10 protein-coding genes are annotated in these 17,452 nt (G+C 44.2%); 6 read left to right on the top strand and 4 right to left on the bottom strand.

All coding sequences use genetic code 11. The annotated features are described in order from the left end of the window. Positions 1-329: 329 nt before the first annotated feature. The 4 genes from ssnA (at position 330) to DC094_RS01435 (ending at position 7,460) form a co-directional block, all read left to right on the top strand. Positions 330-1,667, top strand: coding sequence for a putative aminohydrolase SsnA (ssnA, locus tag DC094_RS01450; RefSeq protein WP_116686165.1), 1,338 nt, complete (start codon positions 330-332; stop codon positions 1,665-1,667). Between the two features lie 365 nt (positions 1,668-2,032). Beyond that, on the top strand, positions 2,033-3,409 hold the full coding sequence (locus DC094_RS01445; RefSeq protein WP_116685308.1) for an NCS2 family permease: 1,377 nt from the start codon (positions 2,033-2,035) through the stop codon (positions 3,407-3,409). Positions 3,410-3,789: 380 nt separating this feature from the next. Next, the gene (locus tag DC094_RS01440) at positions 3,790-4,569 is read left to right on the top strand and encodes an FAD binding domain-containing protein (RefSeq protein WP_116685307.1); all 780 of its coding nucleotides are present in this window, start codon (positions 3,790-3,792) and stop codon (positions 4,567-4,569) included. Further along, positions 4,569-7,460, top strand: coding sequence for a molybdopterin-dependent oxidoreductase Mo/Fe-S-binding subunit (locus tag DC094_RS01435; protein ID WP_241503940.1), 2,892 nt, complete (start codon positions 4,569-4,571; stop codon positions 7,458-7,460). Before DC094_RS01440 ends, DC094_RS01435 begins: the two co-directional genes overlap by 1 nt. Positions 7,461-7,603: 143 nt before the next feature. Here DC094_RS01435 and DC094_RS01430 read toward each other — a convergent pair whose 3' ends face one another. The 4 genes from DC094_RS01430 to DC094_RS01415 form a co-directional block, all read right to left on the bottom strand. Beyond that, the gene (locus DC094_RS01430) at positions 7,604-8,245 is read right to left on the bottom strand and encodes a hypothetical protein (protein ID WP_116685305.1); all 642 of its coding nucleotides are present in this window, start codon (positions 8,243-8,245) and stop codon (positions 7,604-7,606) included. A gap of 80 nt (positions 8,246-8,325) precedes the next feature. Further along, on the bottom strand, positions 8,326-9,036 hold the full coding sequence (locus tag DC094_RS01425; protein ID WP_116685304.1) for a hypothetical protein: 711 nt from the start codon (positions 9,034-9,036) through the stop codon (positions 8,326-8,328). 135 nt (positions 9,037-9,171) lie between these two features. Continuing rightward, positions 9,172-9,825 carry a hypothetical protein gene (locus tag DC094_RS01420; RefSeq protein ID WP_116685303.1) on the bottom strand — a complete coding sequence of 218 codons (654 nt, stop codon included), beginning with the start codon at positions 9,823-9,825 and terminating at the stop codon, positions 9,172-9,174. Between the two features lie 38 nt (positions 9,826-9,863). Continuing rightward, the gene (locus DC094_RS01415; RefSeq protein WP_116685302.1) at positions 9,864-10,556 is read right to left on the bottom strand and encodes a hypothetical protein; all 693 of its coding nucleotides are present in this window, start codon (positions 10,554-10,556) and stop codon (positions 9,864-9,866) included. Between the two features lie 790 nt (positions 10,557-11,346). Here DC094_RS01415 and DC094_RS01410 point away from each other — a divergent pair. After that, positions 11,347-13,035 (top strand): NAD(P)-binding protein, encoded by a 1,689-nt coding sequence (locus DC094_RS01410; protein ID WP_116685301.1) that lies wholly within the window; start codon positions 11,347-11,349, stop codon positions 13,033-13,035. Beyond that, a complete protein-coding gene (nifJ, locus tag DC094_RS01405; RefSeq protein WP_206605546.1) occupies positions 13,032-16,655 on the top strand; it encodes a pyruvate:ferredoxin (flavodoxin) oxidoreductase in 3,624 nt (1,207 codons plus the stop codon). The genes DC094_RS01410 and nifJ overlap by 4 nt, the downstream gene beginning before the upstream one ends. Positions 16,656-17,452: the final 797 nt, after the last annotated feature.

Genomic DNA, 17,452 nt, shown 5'->3' with positions numbered 1-17,452 from the left:
ACGCCGGAATCCATAAGCCATGGAGGGTGAAGGTTTGGGGTTGGTAGGAAGTTGCAGGTTTAACTTCCCTGTTTCTGGGTAAGTTACACGGAGGTAACGAATGCAGAAAAAGCAAGGACGCAATTTTTCTGCCCCCGCCATTTCGGCTTTGGCTCCATGCGTCGCTCTACCTTCCACATCCATGTGGTCGCCCTTGCGAGGATGACGCGGGAGCTAGCAAATTACTCCGAGCTGTAATACGCGGTGTTAAATATTTAGAGATGTAGGTTTGATTTTGCGTAAAGCGCAGCAAACCTACATTTCATCTTCGAATGATGAAGGAAAAAATTATGTTGCTGATTAAAAATGCAACCTTGGTTCAATTCCCTAGTGAATCTGATCCAGCCAAAATTCAGGAAGGTGTCGATATCCTGGTTGATGGTAGCGAAATCGTTAAGGTGGAATCTTCCATCGAAATCGCTGCCGGTATGGTGGTGGATAAGGTCATCGATGCTAAAGGCAAGCTGGTCATGCCGGGTATGGTTTGTAGCCATAACCATTTTTATTCAGGTTTGGCGCGCGGCATTATGGCCGACATCAAACCTTGCCCGGACTTTGTTTCTACCTTGCAAAACCTGTGGTGGAAATTAGACCGAGCACTCGACCAAGAATCACTTTATTACTCAGGTTTAATCTGCTCATTAGAAGCAATTAAATCGGGTTGTACTTCGGTGATTGATCACCATGCTTCACCTAATTTTATTGAAGGCTCGCTGAGTGTTTTACGCGACGGTTTTATTAAAGCCGGGTTACGTGGCATGACCTGCTATGAAACAACAGATCGTAACGGCGGTCTGCGTGAACTAGAGCGCGGCGTTGAAGAAAACGTTAACTTCGCTAATTTGATTGATAGCCAAAAAGACCAGTCTTATCTGGTAGAAGCGCATATTGGTGCCCATGCGCCATTTACCGTTGCCGATGCGGGTTTGGAATTAATGGGCCAAGCCGTTAAACAAACCGGTCGTGGCATTCATATTCATGTTGCTGAAGATAAATACGACGTTTCCCATAGTCGTCATATGTATGGCATGGAGCCATTGGCGCGTTTAGACAAATTTGGTTTGCTGAATCACAAGAGTGTGATTGGTCATGCGCTGTTTCTTGAAGATGGCGACATTGAATTGTTAAATCAGCGTGATGGCTTTTTAGTACACAACGCCCGTTCCAATATGAACAATGGTGTTGGCTATAACCACAAGCTGGGCCAATACCGCAACTTGGCGCTGGGCACTGATGGTATTGGTGCCGATATGTTTGAAGAACTGAAAATGGCTTTCTTTAAGCACCGTGATGCCAAAGGTTCTATGTGGCCAGATAGTTTCTTGAAATTCCTCAATAACGGTAATCAATTGCTGGAACGCAACTTTGACGCCCAGTTCGGCAAAATTGAACCAGGTTACAAGGCCGATATTCTAATTTATGACTACACCACGCCAACGCCATTGGTGGCAGATAATCTGCCGGGCCACATGGCATTTGGTATGAATTCAAGCGGTGTTCGCACGGTAATTGTTGATGGCAAGGTGGTACTGGAAAACAGCGAATTTCCATTCGATGTTAGTGACATTTATGCCGAGGCGGCCAAACAAGGTAAACGCTTGTGGAGCGCCATGGATCAGCTGGGGTAATAAATCACAGGAATTAATTTTTGGTATGCAAAAAGTGCCGAGGTTAATTGGTTGCTGTGGTCATTCTCGCCAGGGATGTTAAAGGTTTGATGAGTTCCAACGAAATCAGACACATTTAAACGCCGAGTAGCAAAATGTCTGATTACGCCTCTGGCTAATCAAACCTACGAAATGGCACAAGGCTAGCAATTGACTCCGTACTTCGGAGCATGCAGGAGAAGTAAAGAATTAAAAAATTAGCAAGCCCAGGATGGGCTTCGGCAGCAGCCAAAATGCTGCCAGCTCTGGATTGAACAATCGCTAGTCGTGGGGAGACGACTAGCGATCGCGAACAAACACGCAAGTTCCAATCGAGGTAAAGAACCATGAGTGACAACCAAACTGCCGCGGTGACAGCTGAAAGCAAAACCGCTTCTGCTGTTGCTAATAAAAGTGGCATTGAAGGTACATTGGATCGGTTTTTTAAATTAACCGAGCATAAAACCACAGTAAAAACCGAAGTGTTGGCCGGTTTCACAACCTTTATCACTATGTGTTATGTGGTATTTGTGATTCCCGGTATGTTATCCGCCACCGGTATGGATAAGGGCGCACTATTTGTTGCGACCTGTCTGATTGCTGGCGTATCTACCATCATTATGGGTCTGTATGCCAACTGGCCAATCGGCCTAGCACCTGGGCTTGGTCTGAATGCTTTCTTTGCTTATGCGGTAGTTTTGGGGATGGGTTATTCCTGGGAACAAGCGATGGGTGCCGTATTCTGGGGTGGTATCGGTTTTATGGTACTGAGCCTGTTTAAAGTGCGCGAATGGATTGTCGATAGTATTCCACCGAGCCTACGTGCAGGTATCACTTGTGGAATCGGTTTCTTCTTGGCAATTATCGCTTTGAAAACTGCTGGTGTGGTGGTTGCTAACCAAGGCACCATTGTTGGCTTGGGCGATATTGTTTCCTTTGAACCTCTAATGGCAGGTTTAAGCCTGATTCTGATTCTTGCATTAGCGCAGCGTGGCCTAAAAGCTGCGGTATTAATTGCGATTGCAGTGGTGAGTTTGATTGCTCTGGCGACTGGCCATGTCGAGTTTTCCGGCGTTGCATCTATGCCACCTTCCATCGAACCTATTCTTGGCAAGCTGGATATTATGGGTGCGCTAAATGTTGAAATGGTCGGTGTCATTATTGCTTTCTTGTTCGTTAACCTTTTCGACACCACCGGTACGCTAATTGCCGTAGGTGACCGTGCCGGTTTAACCGATGAAAATGGCAAAATGCGCAATATGAGCCGGGCAATGGTTACTGACGGAACAGCTTCATGGATTGGTGCATTGTTTGGTACGCCTACCGTGACCTCTTATATTGAGAGTGCTTCAGGTGTATCTGCTGGTGGCCGTACGGGTTTAACTGCGGTTGTGATTGGCGCGCTATTTTTGGTGACTTTATTCTTGTCTCCTTTGGCAGGAATGGTGCCTGGTTACGCGACTGCGGGCGCATTGCTTTATGTTGCGATTCTGATGACCAGTTCACTGGCCAAAATTGACTGGGACGATATGACAGAAGCCGGTCCGGTCGTAATTACCGCGCTAATGATGCCATTAAGTTTCTCAATTTCTAACGGTATCGCTTTAGGCTTTATCTCTTATCCATTAATCAAGCTGTTGGCAGGCCGTCATTCTGAAATTTCTATCAGCATGTGGGCACTAGCTGCATTATTTGCTCTGAAATTTGTGTTCTTCGGCGTGTAATAAATCGCCCCGTTTTATCAGTAAATGGTATCGCGGGGCGTTTTTGTGTGTGTCATTTCAATAATAGAAATCGGTTTAATGGCAAGTAATAGCTTTGATCAAAATGATAGGAACGGCTTTTGCAGGGGTTTCTGTAAGTGTTTTGATAAGCCGTAGGTGCTACCAAGTGGAAAATAACTTTGTAGTTAAAGTGTCTGATTTCGCTTGAAGTGCATCAAGCCTACATAGGTCAAACCAATTATGTGTTTTGCTGCATTACCAATGATCTACATCATCGGAAATGTTGCCAAATAGGCAGATAGTTGAATTACGGGAGTCAGTTTGTTGCCAGCTGTGCTTATCGCCGTGGCAACACTCCAGTCTCCGGAGAGGAGTGAAAAATGATCAAGGCATTTCATCGCCCAGATACGCTGGACGAAGCCCTGGCACTGAAGAAGCAGTTTGCTGCAGATGCCGTTTGGATGGCGGGTGGGTCAAAACTCAACGCCAAACCTTCTATTTCTTCAGCAGAGATAGCTATTAGCTTAAGTCAGCTTGCTTTAGACCAGATTCAGTCAACTGAGACTGCTCTGGAAATTGGCGCAACGGCTAGCTTGCAATCACTGATTGACCATCCACAAATTCCTGCTGCTTTGTCTGATGCACTTGGGCAAATGTTCAGCCGTAACCTGCGTAACCAAGCCACTTTAGGTGGTGAAATTGCGCTAGCAGATCAGCATAGTGTTGTATTGCCCGCTTTATTAGCATTAAACGCTGAATTAGTTTTAGCTCAGGGCAATAATGTTTCCCTGAAAAAATATATTGCTGAAAAATCCGACCAGTTAATTCTTCAAATTCGTTTGCCATTAAATATTAAAGCGTGTTTCAGCCATAAAATTTCCAATACCTGTAGTGCTAAGCCAATGGTGTGTGTTGCCGTTGCTTTAACTCATGATGACCAGTTAAAAATTGGCTTGTCGGGTGTTGGACCTTTGTTAGATTTAACACTGGCGGCCACTACTGAAATTGAAGCGATTGTTTTAGCAGTTAAAGAAGCGATTGCACCTGAGTCTGATTTTATTGGCGGTGCTGAAGCCAAATCTTATTTAGCCGGTGTGTTAGTAAGCAGGCTGGTCGAAAAAGCGTTAGCTGAACAAGTCCTGAGTGAGGAGGCTAAATAATGATTTCTTTTATTCTTAATGGCCGTCCTTGTCAGGTGCAGGCTAATGTTGGCGAAAATGTTCAAGCGTTATTAAAGCGTTTGGGTTATCGCGCAGTTCGTAATAGTGATGATGGAGCAGGCTTTGCCGGTTCCGACACTATTTTACTAGGTGGTGCGGCGGTCAATGCCTCTCTGTTGATCGCCGCGCAACTGGAAGGTGCTGAGGTGGTGACACCTGAGTCACTTAACAGTTATGGCGAATTAACCGCAGTTCAATCGGCAATGGTCGATTGTGGTGTGGTGCAATCGGGTTATAACGATCCTGCATTAGCGCTATTAATTACTGATTTGTTGACGCGGATAGCCAAACCAACCAAAGCTCAAGTTATCGATACTTTGTCGGGTATTTTCCTGCGTGAAAGTGCTTACCAACAAGTTTTCGAAGCGGTTGAATTAGCGCGTCAGCGTTTAATGCATTCTGATTTACAATCTAGCCCGCAATTAAATGTACCGGATTTTTCTGGCGACAATCGTTTTGTTGGTAAAGCCGTCGCTAAACCTGATGCAGTTAAAAGTATTCAAGCAGAGCCAAGCTTTGTTGAAGATTTTGTAGAAGAAGGTTCTTGCGTATTAAGAATGCTGCGCAGCCCACACGCTAGTGCTTATATTACTAGCATTGACACTTCTGCTGCTGAAGCGGTAGAAGGCGTTGTAATGATTATTGATCATCGCAATTGCCCAGATGTTTATTACACCCCAGGTGGCCAGACTGCACCTGAGCCATCACCACTTGATCGTCGTATGTTTGCCCAGAAAATGCGCCATTACGGTGATCGAGTAGCTGCAGTGGTTGCAGAGTCTATTGAAGCGGCTGAAGCTGCAATGAAGCTGATTGTGGTGGAATATGAAGTACTCAAGCCAGTGTTGTCGATTAAAGAAGCAATGGCTGACGATGCACCGATTATTCATCAATCATTAATTAGTTACAGCGCCGGTGCGCCAGATAACCTGGCAGAAATGAATAAATTTGCTGATCCACGTGATGGCAAGGTTCATTTCAATTTCCCATTTGGTGGCGAACCGCATAAAAACATTGCGGCACGTGGCCACGGTGATATTGGTGATATCGAAAAAGGTTTTGCCGAAGCTGACGTAATTCTTGAGCGGACTTATCAGTCTCGCCAGGTTCAGCAGCTGCCTCCTGAGCAACACCTTTGCTACACCTACATGGATGGTGACCGCTTAGTATGTCGTGCAGCGACTCAGGTGCCTTGGCACTTACGCCGCAAGATCTCAAAAGTATTGGGCATTAAGCAAAATAAAATTCACGTTAAAAAAGAGCGTGTCGGCGGTGGATTCGGTTCCAAGCAAGACATTCTGGTCGAAGAAGTTTGTGCTTTTGCAACCTATAAAACCGGCCGTGCGGTGCATTTCCGACATAATCGTGAAGAAGAGTTTATTGCGACTTCTACCCGGCATGTGGCAGAAATTACCGTTAAAATGGGTGCTAAAAAAGACGGTAGCATTACCGCTTTTGACGTCAACTTCCGTTTTAATACCGGCCCATATGGCAACCACTGTTTGACGGTTCCTTGTAACGCGCCGGCGATTTCTTTGCCGCTTTATCCTTGTGATAATGTGAAATTTGCCGTGACCACCTATTACTCGAATATTGTGCCCACCGGCGCATATCAGGGTTATGGCGGGCCTAAGGGCAATTTCGCAATCCAGATGATTGTCGCAGAAATGGCCTATGAGCTGGGTATCGATCATTTAAAAATGGTCGAGAAAACTCGGGTTCATGAAGGTCAGAAATTAGAGCTTTTAGGTAAGGTCGGTGAGGGTAAGGCCCCAACGAGCGTACCGACTGCGCATTCTTGTGCGCTGGGCAAAATTCTTGCTCGCGGCAAGCAAATGATCGATTGGGATTCGGTTAAGACTGACCCGAAAAAGCCAAATATCAAGATTGGTCGTGGTGTTGCTACCATGATGCAAAAATCGGGTATTCCGGATATCGATCAGGCGAATGCAACCGCTAAGTTAGCTTCCGATGGCACATTAATCATTCACTCGGGTGGTGCTGATTTAGGAACGGGTTTAGATACTGTGGTGCAAAAGCTGGCTGCAGAAGTGATGCAAACCGAATTAACCGACGTTCATGTGGTTTCGGGTGATACCGACCATTGTCTGTTTGATAAGGGCGCTTATGCATCATCAGGTACTTGTTTCTCAGGTAACGCTGCCCGTTTAGCTGCTGAAGATCTGCGCAGGCAAGTATTAAACGTCGCTTCTGGTTTGATGAAGCAACCGGTTGATAATCTGGATTTGGAATTCCCGGGCAAAGTAATTTGCATCGATGGTAGCGAAAAGTTTCTGTCACTGGAACAAATTGCAGAATACGCCGAGTGCGGTACTGGCCCAGGTCAGTTGCATGGTAAAGGCAGCTTTATTACTTCTGAATTTGCCTTCCCTTATGGAGCAAACTTCGTTGAAGTCGGCGTTGATACCGACACTGGTGAAGTAGAGCTACGTAAGTTCTATGCCTTGCTAGATTGTGGTACACCGATTAATCCGGATCAGGCATTAGGTCAAATTTACGGTGCCAGCATGCGAGCAATTGGCCACACCTTGTTTGAGTGCATTAAATATGACGAAAAAGGCCGGGTATTAAACGCTAATTTCCGTGATTATGGTGCACCAATGATTGGTGATTTGCCAACAGATATGCGGGCTGAATTAATTCCAAGTGACGATCCTGTTGGGCCTTACGGTGCTAAGAGTGTTTCAGAAGTTGGGGTTAATGCTGCTGCACCAGCGATTGCCAGTGCAATCCACGATGCGACTGGTGTGTGGATACGTGATTGGCATATGACACCAGAAAAAGTATTGAAAGCTTTAGGTAAACTGTAATTTTTAGGGTTACTTAATAGCGCTTGATGCGAGATGCTTTTAAATCAAAGCATTAAAGATAAAAAAACCGGGTGCTGAGAAGTGTCCGGTTTTTTAATATAAGTGACAACTGAATATTTACTGCTTTTAATTAACTATTCAAATTATGAATAAACAGATTTCACCGGACAATCAGTATCGCAGTAGTTGTCTCTATGGGGTGAAAAAATATTTGTTGCTGGGAGCTTGCTAGTAAAGAGTGATAATACTGATGCGTAATCTGCTGCTGCTGGGTTGATGACTTGAAAGCCTCGCCGCATGGCTGCAAAGCGGTTGATGGGGTTATCATCGATAAGAACAAAGTTCTGCTGAGGAATTGCCAAACCTGCATGTCCTGATATTGTTCGCCATACATTATTCATCACCGCTGCTTTTCCTTTTGCCATTGCATTAACTCGTTCTTCATTAGATGCTGTTTGGTAATCGATTCCTGCTGCGATTATTAAATCATTTCGATTGTAAAATGGTTTCATGCTGATCATGAGTTTTTTATTGATGTCCGCACCAAAAAAAATCGACAAAATGTTTTTTGTCGGCATTTCTTTATAGCTGGCAGCTGTTATAAATGTTATAGAAATGCTCGCACTAAAATTTCCACACAAGCTAGAGAAAAACTGACGGTGTTGCATGTGGTAAATTGGATTGCAAATGTGATCTCCAGCTTTGTATTTGTTTATATTTCCTGTCGAAAGATTTCCAATCAAATTGACTTCAAGATTTTCTATTTGCGGTGTGGTCAAATACATGTCGAAGTCTCTACGACAAAATAATGTTGAATCAAGATCAATAAAAAAGTGCCACATAGAGAGTATGTCCAATCTAGTAATTACGTGTAGATGTCAGCTTCTTGATTGTAAAATAATATTTCTTTTTTTATTTCATGGTTATGGAAACTGTAAAAGGAATAATCACCTGAAATTGCACTAGCCAAAGTTCTTATAATAATTGGGTAAGTGTCGTCTGTAGGATTAATGACTTGGAAACCGCGCTTAACAGCAATTTCTCTGTTAGCTTCGCTGTCATCGATAAGAATCATATTGTTGCGAGTTTTAACAGATTGAGACATTAAAACACGTTCTATATAATCTGCTTTTGCTACTGCGAGAGCTTCTACTAATTTATCATTGCGTTCCTCAGGGTCTCCTTCGAAATCATCCAGTTTTCTGCCAATCAGGCCATCAAGAAAACTACGATTTATAAAATCTGAAGAGTTAATTGCTCGCTGTACACGCCTATCGCTGTTAGAAAAAAAAGTGTTCAATGCGAGACAAGTCGGTGATTGCTCATAAGATCCGGCGGTGATAAAGTGAAAGCGAGCGCGACTACCGGCTAAAACTAAATTTAGAAATAATTGCTGGTGAAGCTGCTGATAAAGCGGGCTAAAGACAATATCAACACCATTAAAACTCTGGCTACCATTTACGGTGAGATTGCTGGTTTGTGATGATAGATAGTCCAGCTGCACCCCTGATAGCACTTGATCAATGTCCCGCCTAATAATCAACGTCAGATCTAAATCAAAGAAAATATTCAACATGCTTTCAAATCCGTTTGAATGATGGCTATTAAAATAGCAACTATTTAGTGTTAGCTGAAACAAATAGTGTTTGTAGTAAGAGTGTCAAGAAAAAACAATAGCGGTGTTGCTTAGCATGCTCCCAGTATGGTTTCTTCATCGATTATGAGGGTTGCTAAATATTGAATTAGAATTAATACAGTGGATTAATGTTTGTAGTACCATTTTGTAGTCCTCCCTAGTTGGATCAATCACCTGATAACCATACATTGAAGCAGTGCTTCTATTTATAACGCTGTCATCAACCAAAATCACATTGTGAGCAGGTATTAATTTTTTAGTCTGCAATCGTAAATGACTTGATTCCATTTGCTGTGCTTTTGCATCGGAAAAAGCCTTAAGATAGGCGTTTCTATCTGACCAATCGAGATTTTGAGGAAAGTATCGCATTAAGATAGAGGCATTGATGAAGGTTGAGTGCTCTATGAAATCTTTTTTTTCTTCTGAGTTGTCTGTGAGCATGTTGGCTAAAGTGGGTTTGAGAGATTGTGCGTAGTAGCTACCAGCTGTAATAAAAAAAATACTGCAGTTATCTTTATTTTCATAAAGGAGATTAAAAAATTCTTTATGTAGAGACCAGTAAATTGGTTGTAGCAAAAGCATTTCTGGCTGACCATCGCCTGTATTTTGATTTGGGATGCTATAGCAAGGTGCAGTGTTAGTGTTAGATAGTTGTGATTCAGATAAAAATACTGGGTGATCTTTTAGATAAAAAAGCGTTTGGTCAAGATCAAAAAAAATTAGCCACATATAGTGAAATTACCTATTAGTTACAGCCTGTTGCTTGCTTAATTTCCAAGGGCGGCAACAGGGGGTTGTTTATTAGTATCGTGGTTATGAAAGCTATAAAATTCCCCGTCGGACGAAATTGCATTGGTTAATGTCCTTAAAATAATTCCATAGTTCGTTTTTGTTGGGTCAATAATCTGAAAGTTATAATGAGATGCATAAAACCGATTGCATTCGCTATCATCAACAAGAATCATTTTCTGACAATTATCGATAGATTGTTCCATAAAAACACGCTTCATATAATCAGTTTTTGCTGATGCAAGAGCTGGAATTAATATCTGTTCAAAATCTTCACTTTTTTTGTCATAACTATCCAAATCGTTTCCAATCAGTTTATCGAGCGCGGCGCGGTTTATAAAAGGCGCATTTTCGATTGAACGGCGTACAAGTCCGTTGCCATTAGAAAAAAAAGCCTTTAATGCAAAACGGGTAGGTATTTCTAGATAAGATCCTGCAGTGACAAAGTGAAAGTTGCTATTAGAGTCAGCCAAGGCGAGAAAAAGCTGTTGGTGTAGATCTTGATATAGTGGGCTGAAGACCACATCACCTTCCTTGTCACCCCGGGCAAAGCCTGCGGTAAGATTACTTGTTTGTGGTGACAGGTGTTTTCTTTGTGCTTCGGATAGCGCTTGTGCAATATCTTTTCGCACAATTAAGGTCAGGTCCAAATCAAAGAAAATATGCCACATCTTTCAAATCCATTTGAGTGATGGAGCAAGTATAGCCATTGATTCTTTCCAAACCAGAGAATAGACAACCCTGCTGTTGAAAAACTAATCACTTGTCAAAAAATGCAGCTTTGATGCTGTCGTTTTGTTGATGCAGATTAAAACCGCACAACTGAAGATGATCAGACCAATTTAATCTTGGATGAGTTAATTACGATTAATTCTCAATTGCATTTTTTATTCAGTTTAATCTCATTTCAATTACAAACAGGCACAGAATTTGCTCTCATCTCTGTTCGATAGTGATTAAATTGCTTAGTTTGATATTTGTGTTATCAGCGAGCTATTTGATTGATTTTATATGAGATTTTATGAATTTCATTTTGAAACTGAATGTCAACTTATAAAAACCCCCACTTTATTGATTTATATTGGGAAAACGGGTTGGTTGATGTTCTATGTTGAAGGTGTTCATGAGAATTGACTCTGGTTGTTCATCTTTTCGCTTCTCAGATTGATAGAAGTTGAGTGGCTGATGAATCTTCAGATTTAAATGATCGTGTAGTTAGTAATGTAGTTAACGGCATCTCAGTGCTACAGGTTCCAAATCGAGACTTTGGCAGTGTAGCCGGGTGCAAAACTTTTTGAGCCGATTTTCCAGGCGAATGGCATGTACGCCGGCGTGGAATTTCGCAGCCCCAGCAGCATCTTGAAAGTATTTTAAGATGCACTGTGCAAGGCGGGCAGGATGCCCAGAGACGGGGCCTGAGCTCCAGGGTTGTTCACGACCCGGAATCAGCAGGTACGTATCATGACGATTAAGGATATGGCTCGTTTGCCCGAGCCAGTTCAGCATACAGGCACCGGTGCAACCCGGAGCCGCAAACCTATTTATCAAAACTCCTTACCTCCATGTAACCAGGCGTGTCCCGCTGGTAATAATATTCAAAAAGTAATGTTGTATGCCCAGGAAGGTGATTTTCGAGCAGCGTGGCAGGCTTTTTGCGAAACTAGCCCCATGCCATCGGTTTTTGGTCGGGTGTGTTATCACCCGTGTGAAGGTGGCTGTAACCGCGTCGATGTAGAAGGCGATGCCAGTCAAAGTGTTCGCATTCACGGTATTGAGCGCTTTTTAGGCGACTTAGCAATTGAACAAAATTGGCAGTTTGAGCCGCCAGCAATCGAAACCGGTAAAAAAGTTTTGGTGGTTGGTGCTGGGCCATGTGGTTTGTCAGCGGCCTATCATTTGCGTTTGGCAGGTCATCAGGTAGAAATTCGAGAAGCGGGTCCGGTGGCTGGCGGAATGTTGCATTTTGGTATTCCGGCTTATCGATTACCGCGAGATATTCTACAGGCGGAAGTGGACCGATTAGAAAACATTGGCGTTACAATCACGCTCAATCATAAGGTTGAAGATTTAGCCAAAGAAAAAGCTGAAGGTGGCTTCGATGTGGCATTTATTGCCATTGGCGCGCACATCGGCAAACGCACTGATATTCCTGCCCGTGAAGCGGGCACCATGTTAGATGCGGTTAATTTTTTACATGATGTTGGTACCGGCCAGCAGCCAAAAATGGGCCGAAGAGTGGCGGTTTACGGTGGTGGTAACACTGCAATGGACGCTGCCAGAACAGCGAAGCGGATGGATGTAGATGAAGTAATGATCATCTATCGTCGTGACCGTGAGCATATGCCTGCGCATGATTTTGAAGCCGAAGAGGCGTTAGCTGAAGGGGTGAAAATCCATTGGCTGCGGACCATTCAGCAAATTGAAGGCGATGATATTCAGGTTGAGGAAATGGAAATCGGTGAAGATGGCCGACCCAAACCAACCGGGCGTATGGAAACCCTGCAAGCCGATACATTAATTATGGCGTTGGGTCAGAATATCGAAAGTCAGTTGTTGGCGAATGTCGATGGCATTGAATTGAACCGCGATGGCACAGTTCAAGTGGCAGAAAACATGATGACTGGCCACGGCGGTGTTTTTGCCGGTGGCGATATGGTGCCATCAGACAGAACGGCAACCATTGCAGTCGGCCATGGCCGCAAAGCAGCCAATCATATTACGGCCTGGTTAAATAACACCACATTTGAAAAGCCTGCGAAAAACCCGGTCATTGGCCATGAAAAATTACATTTATGGTATCGCACCCTAGCACCGCAACAGCAGCAACCGGCTTTAACCCCAGAACAGCGTAATGACTTTTCTGAAGTGGTTGGCGGTTTAACTGCCGAGCAAGCATTATTTGAATCGGCACGCTGTTATTCCTGCGGAAACTGCTTTGAATGCGATGGCTGTTACGGCAGCTGCCCAGAAGGTGCCATTCAAAAGCTCGGTAAGGGTAATGGTTATAAAATCGATTATCAGCGTTGCACCGGCTGTTCTGCTTGTTATGACCAATGCCCATGCCATGCAATTGAAATGGTCGGTGTTGAAAAGCTAAATGCTGAGCCATCGACAGAAAATGCAGTTCAAACTCAGGAGGTGCGCTCATGAGCAGCTCTGAAAAAGTATTCAATCCATCAGACAAAAAAATGTCGATTATTGATGGTAACGAAGCCGCAGCCTATATCGCTTATAAATTGAGCGAAGTGTGTGCAATTTATCCAATCACCCCATCTTCAACCATGGCGGAGCTGGCAGACCAATGGTCCTGCGAGCACAAGCCAAACCTGTGGGGCACTATTCCTTTAATTGCAGAAATGCAAAGTGAAGGTGGTGCTGCAGGTACGGTGCATGGCGCACTGCAAACCGGTTCATTAACCACCACATTTACTGCATCGCAAGGTTTAATGCTGATGCTGCCTAATATGTATAAAATTGCCGGTGAATTAACGCCGTCGGTTATCCATGTTGCAGCGCGTGCATTGGCCACGCAGGGCTTGTCGATTTTTGGTGACCACCAAGATGTAATGGCGGCCAGAAGTACCGGTTATGCCATGTTAGCTTCGGCATCGGTTCAAGAGTCAATGGATATGGCGCTGGTGGCGCACGTTGCCACCCTAGAATCACGCATTCCTTTTATCCATTTCTTTGATGGTTTTAGAACCTCCCATGAATACAACAAGGTCGAAATGATTGACGACCAAGTTGTGCGGGAAATGGTTAATTTTGACCGGGTAACTGAGCACAGAAATCGTGCTTTGAATCCAGAAAACCCGGTGATTCGCGGAACAGCACAAAACCCAGATGTTTATTTCCAAGCCCGTGAAGCTTCAGGCATTTATTACCAAAAAACACCGAAAATTGTTGCTGACGCAATGCAACAATTGGGTGAATTAACTGGCCGACATTACAAGCCATTTGATTATTACGGCGCTGAAGACGCAGATCGCGTTATTGTAATTATGGGTTCTGGCGCTTCGGTGGTTCATGAAACGGTTGAATATTTAAAGCAAACCGATAGCTCAGAAAAAGTCGGTATGCTGCAGGTTCGCCTGTTCCGTCCTTTCTCGATGGAGCACTTGCTTGAAGTACTGCCAAAAACGGTTAAATCGATTGCCGTGTTGGACCGTACTCGTGAGCCAGGCGCGACTGGCGAGCCATTATTCCAAGATGTTTTAACTTGCATTACCGAAGCCTATAGCGATGGTGACTTAGACTATTTGCCAAAAATTATCGGCGGCAGATATGGTTTATCCAGCAAGGAATTCACCCCGGCGATGGTCAGAGGTATTTTTGCTCACCTGACTGAAAGCAAGCCAAAGAAACGCTTTACCGTCGGTATTATTGACGATGTTTGCCATACCAGTATCGATTATGACGACCGCTTTATTACCGAAGATCCACAAAGCGTTCGCGCTATGTTTTATGGCCTGGGTTCAGACGGCACGGTCGGTGCCAATAAAAACTCAGTCAAAATTATTGGTAGTATGGATAGCCACCACGCCCAGGCGTATTTTGTTTACGACTCGAAAAAATCCGGTTCACAAACCGTTTCGCACCTGCGTTTTGGTAACCACCCAATTGAAGCACCTTACCTAATTCAAACCGCCAGCTTTATTGCTTGCCACAAGGATACGTTCCTTGAGCAGGGTAATATTCTGCGCAATATTGAAAGCGGCGGCAGCTTCTTATTAAACAGCCAATGGCCGGCAGATAAAATTTGGCAAAAACTGCCAAAAATTATCCAGCAAACTATTGTTGATCAAAAATTATCCTTCCATGTCATTGATGCTTATAAAGTGGCAAAAAATTCTGGAATGGGTTCACGCATTAATACCATTATGCAAACCTGTTTCTTTGCTTTGTCGGGTGTATTGCCGCGCGATGAAGCGATTGCCGAAATCAAAAAAGCGATCGAGAAAACCTATGCCAGCAAGGGCAAGCAAGTAGTTGAGCGTAACTTTGCTGCAGTCGATCAAACCCTAGCGCATTTAGACCAGGTTGAGATTGGCCAGGTTAATCTCGCTGAGGCAGATAATTCCGAGCAAGCCCAGCGACTGGCTAAAGCACCTGAATTTGTTCAATCAGTCACTGCCAAATTAATGGCCGGTGAAGGTGATTTAATTCCGGTCAGTGAAATTCCAGTGGATGGCACTTGGCCAACAGGCACCACCCAATGGGAAAAGCGTAATATTTCCCGTGAAGTACCCGGTTGGGAGCCCGATCTGTGTATTCAATGTGGTAACTGCTCGGTGGTTTGCCCGCATGCGACGATTCGCGCCAAATATTTCCATAAGGATTATTTAGCCACTGCACCGGCAGAATTTGTCACCGCGCCAATTACTGCACGTGGTTTCCCAGAAACTCGTTATCGCTTACAAGTTTATGTGGAAGACTGCACCGGTTGTGGCTTATGTGTTGAAGCTTGTCCGGTTCAAGATCCGAAAAAGAGCGGTGGCCGTGCGATTAATATGGTGGAGAAGCAGCCAATTCTGGAAACAGAAAAAGCCAATCTCGATCATTTTGAATTTTTACCGCAAACCTCACGTAGTGATGTTGATTTCTCAACCATTCGTGGTGCCCAGTATCTTGAGCCTTTATTTGAGTTCTCAGGTGCCTGCTCCGGTTGTGGTGAAACCCCTTATCTGAAGTTAATCTCCCAACTGTTTGGCGACCGGTTAATGATTGCTAATGCCACCGGTTGTTCTTCAATTTATGGTGGCAACCTGCCAACAACCCCTTGGGCGAAAAATGCGCAGGGTCGTGGCCCGGCATGGGCTAACTCATTATTTGAAGATAACGCTGAATTCGGTTTTGGTTTCCGTTTATCAATTGATAAGCAAATGGAAATGGCTTCTAACCTGCTCAGCCAGTTGCGTGAAAAGCTACCGGCTGAATTGGTTGATGGTTTATTAGGTTGCTTGCAGCAAACAGAAGTCGAGCTGGCAATGCAACGAGATCGACTCGAACAGTTAAATACTTTATTAGTCGATATTGACGATCCTAAAGCCCGTGAACTACTCGATTTATCGGATCGATTAATTAAACGAGTATTATGGATTGTCGGTGGTGATGGCTGGGCTTACGATATTGGCTCAGGCGGTTTAGATCATGTATTGGCCAGTGGCAAAAACGTCAATGTGCTGGTAATGGACACCGAAGTGTATTCCAACACAGGGGGTCAGGCTTCTAAATCTACGCCTTTAGCGGCGGTTGCTAAGTTTGCCAGTGGTGGTAAACGTTCCGCCAAGAAAGACATGGCACTGCAGGCGATTGCTTACGGAAACGTCTATGTAGCGCGCATTGCAATGGGTGCCAACCCGCAGCAATCCTTGCAAGCAATTCGTGAAGCAGAAGCTTACCCGGGGCCGTCGATTATTTTGGCGTACAGTCACTGTATTGCCCACGGTATCGATATGCGCCAGGGAATGCGTCAGCAAAAGCTAGCAGTAGAATGTGGCCATTGGCCGTTATTCCGCTATAACCCTTCACTGCGTGACCAAGGGTTAAATGCCTTCCGCCTTGATTCCCTGCGACCTAGTGTGCCGCTTAAGGAATATATCAATGGTGAAATGCGTTATCGCTTGCTCACTCGCGCTGCACCAAAAGAAGCAGAAGGTCTGCTGCAAGAAGCACAGAATCTGATTCAACGTAAGTGGGGCGTATACGAAGAAATGGCGGTACATAACTCGCTAGATTTTGTACCGGAGAAACTGGCGACGGTGACTTGATTACTTAATGCTAACTAGAAAATAAACCTTGAAAGGCCGCGAAAGCGGCCTTTTTTTCCGAAGAAAATCGTTCTACTTAAATAAAATTAAACATATCTGATTCGCTGCTGGGAAGCTTGGCGTTTATAAGTCAATAAAAATGCAGAAAGTGTGATTCCCCCCCCCTTTGCTATTGGCCGAAAAAAACGGGTTATTTAGTGATGTTGAGTCCGGTGCGTACAACAGAGCAGTTGCAGCCTGATATAAATGACCAAAAGCGGGAAAGTAACGGTCGCAACCCTTGTGGCTGATTGAATTTGTTAGTTGAACCTGTTACTGACAGAGCTCCCAAAAGACTGGAAATCAGCCCTTCGACCAACGATCGACTTCCTTGGAATATCGATTCAGATTCCCTTCGAAGCAAATAAGCAATCGCTAAAATGTTTCGTTGGCCTGTGGTTAATGGGTGTTGGTAAACTGCGTCTAGATACAGTGTTGGTGGCTATCAAACTCAACAAAAGTTAACCGTATATGTCGATTGAGTAAACTGCAAAACAACCATTTTATTTCAATGAGTTGAGGTGCTTTTTCAAAAACCCTCTGTTCAGCGGCATTTTGTCGATAGTTCAATCAATTGACATACACGGAATCAAAATATATCGTCGCCAACAAGCCATGAAAAGGCAAGCAAGCCACCAGAGTAAAGGCCTAGCGGCGAGCTAAAGCGGAATTTGTCTTTCATATTTATATAAGACTATGCGGCAAAAATGCGGTATAGGTCGCTGTTAGGTTTATCCATGCATTATGCGCACTCTATC

This window comes from Pelagibaculum spongiae (assembly GCF_003097315.1).
Lineage (GTDB): Bacteria > Pseudomonadota > Gammaproteobacteria > Enterobacterales > Pelagibaculaceae > Pelagibaculum > Pelagibaculum spongiae.
This window is presented reverse-complemented; position numbering and strand designations above follow the sequence as displayed.

Bases quoted from the DNA above. Each gene is read 5' to 3' on its own strand.
- ssnA (WP_116686165.1), top strand. From the start codon at position 330: ATGTTGCTGATTAAAAATGCAACCTTGGTTCAATTCCCTAGTGAATCT.
- DC094_RS01445 (WP_116685308.1), top strand. From the start codon at position 2,033: ATGAGTGACAACCAAACTGCCGCGGTGACAGCTGAAAGCAAAACCGCT.
- DC094_RS01440 (WP_116685307.1), top strand. From the start codon at position 3,790: ATGATCAAGGCATTTCATCGCCCAGATACGCTGGACGAAGCCCTGGCA.
- DC094_RS01435 (WP_241503940.1), top strand. From the start codon at position 4,569: ATGATTTCTTTTATTCTTAATGGCCGTCCTTGTCAGGTGCAGGCTAAT.
- DC094_RS01430 (WP_116685305.1), bottom strand. From the start codon at position 8,245: ATGTATTTGACCACACCGCAAATAGAAAATCTTGAAGTCAATTTGATT.
- DC094_RS01425 (WP_116685304.1), bottom strand. From the start codon at position 9,036: ATGTTGAATATTTTCTTTGATTTAGATCTGACGTTGATTATTAGGCGG.
- DC094_RS01420 (WP_116685303.1), bottom strand. From the start codon at position 9,825: ATGTGGCTAATTTTTTTTGATCTTGACCAAACGCTTTTTTATCTAAAA.
- DC094_RS01415 (WP_116685302.1), bottom strand. From the start codon at position 10,556: ATGTGGCATATTTTCTTTGATTTGGACCTGACCTTAATTGTGCGAAAA.
- DC094_RS01410 (WP_116685301.1), top strand. From the start codon at position 11,347: ATGACGATTAAGGATATGGCTCGTTTGCCCGAGCCAGTTCAGCATACA.
- nifJ (WP_206605546.1), top strand. From the start codon at position 13,032: ATGAGCAGCTCTGAAAAAGTATTCAATCCATCAGACAAAAAAATGTCG.